This window comes from Microcoleus sp. S13_C5 (assembly GCF_036700845.1).
Classification (GTDB): Bacteria; Cyanobacteriota; Cyanobacteriia; order Cyanobacteriales; family Microcoleaceae; genus Microcoleus.
Genome location: NZ_JAUBPR010000006.1, coordinates 1 through 4,689, shown reverse-complemented (window position 1 = coordinate 4,689; position 4,689 = coordinate 1). Strand labels below are relative to the sequence as shown.

5 protein-coding genes are annotated in these 4,689 nt (G+C 46.0%); 3 read left to right on the top strand and 2 right to left on the bottom strand.

Features of this window, described 5'->3' with window-relative positions; genetic code table 11:
- Together QUA04_RS03005 and QUA04_RS03000 are read left to right on the top strand one after the other, a co-directional pair.
- Positions 1-277, top strand: a 277-nt coding sequence (locus tag QUA04_RS03005; protein ID WP_333253625.1) for a hypothetical protein, incomplete at its 5' end; no start/stop codon positions are given.
- Between the two features lie 436 nt (positions 278-713).
- A complete protein-coding gene (locus tag QUA04_RS03000; RefSeq protein ID WP_333253623.1) occupies positions 714-2,369 on the top strand; it encodes a SpoIID/LytB domain-containing protein in 1,656 nt (551 codons plus the stop codon).
- 348 nt (positions 2,370-2,717) lie between these two features.
- Here QUA04_RS03000 and QUA04_RS02995 read toward each other — a convergent pair whose 3' ends face one another.
- Together QUA04_RS02995 and QUA04_RS02990 are read right to left on the bottom strand one after the other, a co-directional pair.
- A complete protein-coding gene (locus QUA04_RS02995) occupies positions 2,718-3,017 on the bottom strand; it encodes a ferredoxin (protein WP_190663602.1) in 300 nt (99 codons plus the stop codon).
- A 213-nt stretch (positions 3,018-3,230) separates the two neighbouring features.
- Positions 3,231-3,458, bottom strand: a complete 228-nt coding sequence (locus QUA04_RS02990; protein WP_333253621.1) for a hypothetical protein — start codon at positions 3,456-3,458, stop codon at positions 3,231-3,233.
- Between the two features lie 84 nt (positions 3,459-3,542).
- On the opposite strand from QUA04_RS02990, the gene QUA04_RS02985 reads away from it, so the two are divergent.
- On the top strand, positions 3,543-4,556 hold the full coding sequence (locus tag QUA04_RS02985; RefSeq protein ID WP_333253619.1) for a Gfo/Idh/MocA family oxidoreductase: 1,014 nt from the start codon (positions 3,543-3,545) through the stop codon (positions 4,554-4,556).
- Positions 4,557-4,689 lie beyond the last annotated feature (133 nt).

The window sequence follows — 4,689 nt, the reverse complement described above, 5'->3', positions numbered from 1 at the left end:
GGCATCATCGGACAATACAGCCCGGTTGTGGGATTTAACAGGCAAGTTGATACAAGAATTTAAAGGACATCAAGATACAGTATGGAGTGTCAGTTTTAGTCCCGACGGCAAATACATCGCTACGGCATCATCGGACAAAACAGCAAGGTTGTGGCGAATTAAAAGTTTAGATGAGATGCTGGTGCAAGGTTGCGATTGGCTGCACGACTATTTGCAGAATAATGCTGAGGAAAGCGATAAACACGTTTGCGATGAGATTAGTGCTCAGAAAAAATGATTAGCCAATCAGTCGGTAGGTGCAAATAAACCTGACCGTGTAACAGAATGTAAAGCGATTGCAACTTTTGCGATTCCTGCGTTTGATATCAAATCCGGTAGCATCGGAATTAATATTACCCACAGCCAGGACACCGGCAGTGCCTTTCGTCGTGTCAACTTAAGCTTTTTGTCCGCCAGTCCTCCCGCCCACCCGGCAGTCCGCCAGGGAATGAATTCCCTGTCTAATAGCGAAAGTCCTCTCAAAGAGGACTGAATAATTCATTAGTCCTCTTTTAGAGGACTTTCGCTTTGAGGCAGGGGTTTCAACCCCTGTCGGACTATCGGTTTAACGAACCAAACCACCTTATCTTCCGCAATTCCCCTATAGCAGCGGCCAAATGTGCTAACGTACAATCAAAAATCCCCCATTTTCAACTATCGCGAGACAGATAACCGTGTTCGCTCAAGCACCTCCAACTCCCAATTACAAATGGTTTAGCTGCATTTCTAGGACTGTTTTCACCGCATTGTGCCTGTTGCCTCTTTTCAGCGCTGCGGGATACGCCCAAACTCCACAAAATAGACCCATCAAAATCGGCGTAGTGCAGCGGTTTGGCACGAAAGCAACCGACAAACTAACACTGAAAGCATTACCGGGCGACAGCTTAACATTGAGTTACAAAACTCCTCAAGGCATAGAAACCAAAACGGCTGCTAGCGTCAAGTTAGAAATAGCCCCGAAACCGCTGGAATCGCCCTTAGTAGAAGAACGAGTTGTTCTGAGCTCCCACCGCAGTTTCGAGAGTGCAGAAGATAGCGCCAATCAGTGGCGTGCCCAGGGAATTGATGTAGAAATTGCTCAACCTTTTCGCTGGCAAGTTTGGGCGAAAAGAGATACTTACAACTCTCCTTTGGTGCGGCGCTGGCTGTTGCAAAGTTTGCAAGCTCAAGGGAACACAACAGCTTTTTTGGATTCCAAAGTTTTTAAACAAGTACCCCAGGCATTTTGGGTTTTAAACGGCTTTCGTTTCAACCGCAATGAGTTGGATGTGACGGCCGGGAAAAATGTGATTGAGGTATTGCAACAAACCACCCAAGAGGCGACAGCTACTGAACCAGAAAAAGCAATTCAAGAAACTCACCGTTATGGCGGCAGTTTGCACCTGCAAAAAAATGCTTACGGCACTTATACTTTGGTAAATAAAGTGCTGACGGAAACTTATTTGCGGGGTGTTGTTCCTCACGAAATTGGGGCTTTTTCGCCTTACGCTGCGATTGTCGCTCAAACTATTTTAGCGAGAACCTACGCCCTGAGAAATTTGCGCCGATTTGCTGTGGATAATTATGAGTTGTGCGCTGATGTTAACTGCCAAGTTTATAAGGGTTTGACCGAGGTTTACCCGCAAAGTGATAAGGCGATCGCCCAAACGAGCGGTTTGGTGCTAACTTATCAAAATCAGCTAGTAGACGCGCTCTATTCCGCGTCTAGCGGCGGCGTGACAGCGACTTTTGGGGATGTGTGGCAGGGCGCGGAACGTCCATATTTGCGATCGATCGTCGATTCGCCTAATAATATTTGGGATTTGTCCAAGCAGAGTTTGTCTGACGAAAACAATTTCCGCCGCTTTATCAGTTTGAAAAAAGGGTTTAATGAGGAAAAAGAAGACACGTTTCGGTGGCACCAACCAGCTTCTTTGACAGCGATTGGTGGATTCCTCAAACAGTATCTTCAGAAGAAACAGCACCCGCTGTCTAATTTTAAAACTGTCACTCAGGTGGAAGTGGTGGAAAGGTCGCCCGCAGGTCGAGTTTTGAAAATGAAGGTTCAAACTGACTTGGGCCCCATCGATATCGACAAAGACGAGATTCGCAATGCTTTTTACCCGCCGATCAGCACGCTTTTTTACCTAGAACCAATTTACAATCCCGACAAAACTCTCAACGGTTATGCTTTTGTCGGAGGCGGTTTCGGACACGGGGTGGGAATGAGTCAGACTGGTTCTTACAATTTGGCTAATTTGGGCTGGAACGGATCTCAAATTCTGGGCTTTTATTTTCCCGGCGCTCAAGTTGTGCCGCTCAGCGATAATATTACGTTTTGGCGCGAATAGTCGATCGGAGTCGGCCTAAGACTCGGCGATTTAAATCATCGCCACTACACAAACTTTCGTCGGCGCAACGCGAGACTAAATATTAGCCGTAAAACTTTTAGATTTTAGACTTGGGATTCTAGATTGGTTTCACAGTTAATCTAAAATCTGCCATCTAAAATCTAAAATTTATTGGTCAGCTATCTGCTCCAACAGCTATGAATTCATAGCTGGGAGTGACAGACTGCTGGCGGCTTTGTTGCAATGTTAGACACAGAAACCCGGTTTCTTAATATAATTGCGCTATTTCAGCTTAATTCTGGAAACGAGAAACCGGGTTTCTTAGGGTATCACGCAGAGCGTCCTTTCTTAGTAGAGCGCTTCTTCTTGGTGAGTTTCGATCGTACAGTCAGACTTGGGATAGGCTACGCAAGTGAGGACAAATCCGGCCTCGATTTGGTCGTCGTCCAAGAAAGATTGGTCGGATTGGTCAACTTCGCCTTTGGTGATTTTGCCGGCGCAGGTGGAGCAAGCTCCAGCGCGGCAAGAGTAGGGGAGGTCGAGTCCTGCTTCTTCAGCAGCATCAAGAATGTAAGTATCGTCATCAACGTCAATGGTCTGGTTTATTCCTTCGGCTTCGCTGATGAGGGTAACTTTGTAAGTTGCCATGCACTAAATCCTCTCAAAAATTCAACAAGATTGATAATTTTTCCTAATACAAACTTCAACGCTCTATTAGCTTTGAGGTTAGGTCTTAGGTTCGTTCCCTCTATGATAGTAGGGGATAGAAGGGAGGTTGACACACTTATTTACAAAACATTTGAATGGGATTAGTTATAACTTTTTCTAATTTCATCTTGATTACTTATACCTATCTTGGGTTCAGCCTTGTGATACTGTTGCCGCAAGACTTGCGCTAAATAATCCGGTTTCCACGAAAAATCCTGTTTTGAGCCCTACAGCACAAAAACCCTGTTGTTGGTATGCGGTGTGTCGATCGAGTTTCAGCAAAACTTGCTGCAAGGCAAGTCCCTGCAGGCGGTGAAATGTATAGTGAGATCGCATCAAGACTTGGGTGTTGAAGGCTCGATCGAATAAATCGCACCACAACCACAGCTTACAATCGGGGCGGTAGAACCCTAAACCCCTGCAGCGCAAGTCTGTAACTATCTAAATTCTTAAATCTCAAATCCCATGACTAATATTGATACTCGCTTTGGTTTTTCGGTTAATTCTCCAATTCGCGTGGGGATTGTGGGTACTGGTTTTGCCGCTAAGTTGAGGGCCGAGACAATTCAAGCTGATGGGCGATCGCACTTGGTAGCGGTTGCTGGCCACAGCCCGGAGAAAACCGCAGCATTTTGTCAAGGGTTCGGGGCAGAAGCTGCCGTTTCTTGGCGCAAGCTGGTAGAAAGAGACGATTTAGATTTGGTGATTGTCTGTACGGTGAACCGGGATCACGGGGCGATCGTCCTGGCCGCCCTAGAAAATAACAAGCACCTTGTGGTGGAATATCCTCTATCTTTAGACGTACCTGAAGCAGAAAGGGCGATCGAACTTGCCACCCAAAAGCAAAAACTCCTCCACATCGAACACATCGAACTGTTAGGCGGTTTGCACCAAGCAATCAAAGAATCTTTGCCATTAATCGGTAAAGTTTTTTACGCCCGCTACCTTACTATTACTCCTCAACATCCAGCCCCGCAGCGGTGGACTTATCAACATTCCCTCTTTGGCTTTCCGTTAGTTGGTGCAATTTCGCGACTGCACCGATTTACCGATTTGTTCGGGGAAGTAACAACAGTTAACTGTCAAGCTCAATTTTGGGACAGTCAGCCGGATTTCTACAAAGCTTGTTTGTGCAACGCACAGTTGCGCTTTGCCAATGGCCTTGTCGCTGAAGCTGTTTATGGAAAAGGAGAGACTTTTTGGCAGTCGGAAAACATTTTTACCATCTACGGAGAAGCAGGAACGCTGGTGTTTACTCCTGAATCCGGTCAATTAATTCAGGGAGAAAATCGGCACAACATCAAAGTAGGGACGCGGCGCGGTTTGTTTGCCAAAGACACCGATATGGTGTTGGAATATTTGTCAAAGGGTACGCCTTTGTACGTGAATAATGCTAGTAGCTTGTACGCTTTGAAAGTGGGCGATGCTGCGAGGCGATCGAGCGAAATAAAGCAAAATGTAGCACTTAGCAATTCGTAAAAACATCGATCGCTAGTATTATGCCACAATTCACTCTTTAAACTGTGGCATTGTACCCCACATTCCGCAGATATTCAAGCAGAAGGAAAGGAAGGTAGATTCGGAAACACAAAACTCCCAAACGATTGCCGTG

Bases quoted from the DNA above. Each gene is read 5' to 3' on its own strand.
- QUA04_RS02995 (WP_190663602.1), bottom strand. From the start codon at position 3,017: ATGGCAACTTACAAAGTTACCCTCATCAGCGAAGCCGAAGGAATAAAC.
- QUA04_RS02985 (WP_333253619.1), top strand. From the start codon at position 3,543: ATGACTAATATTGATACTCGCTTTGGTTTTTCGGTTAATTCTCCAATT.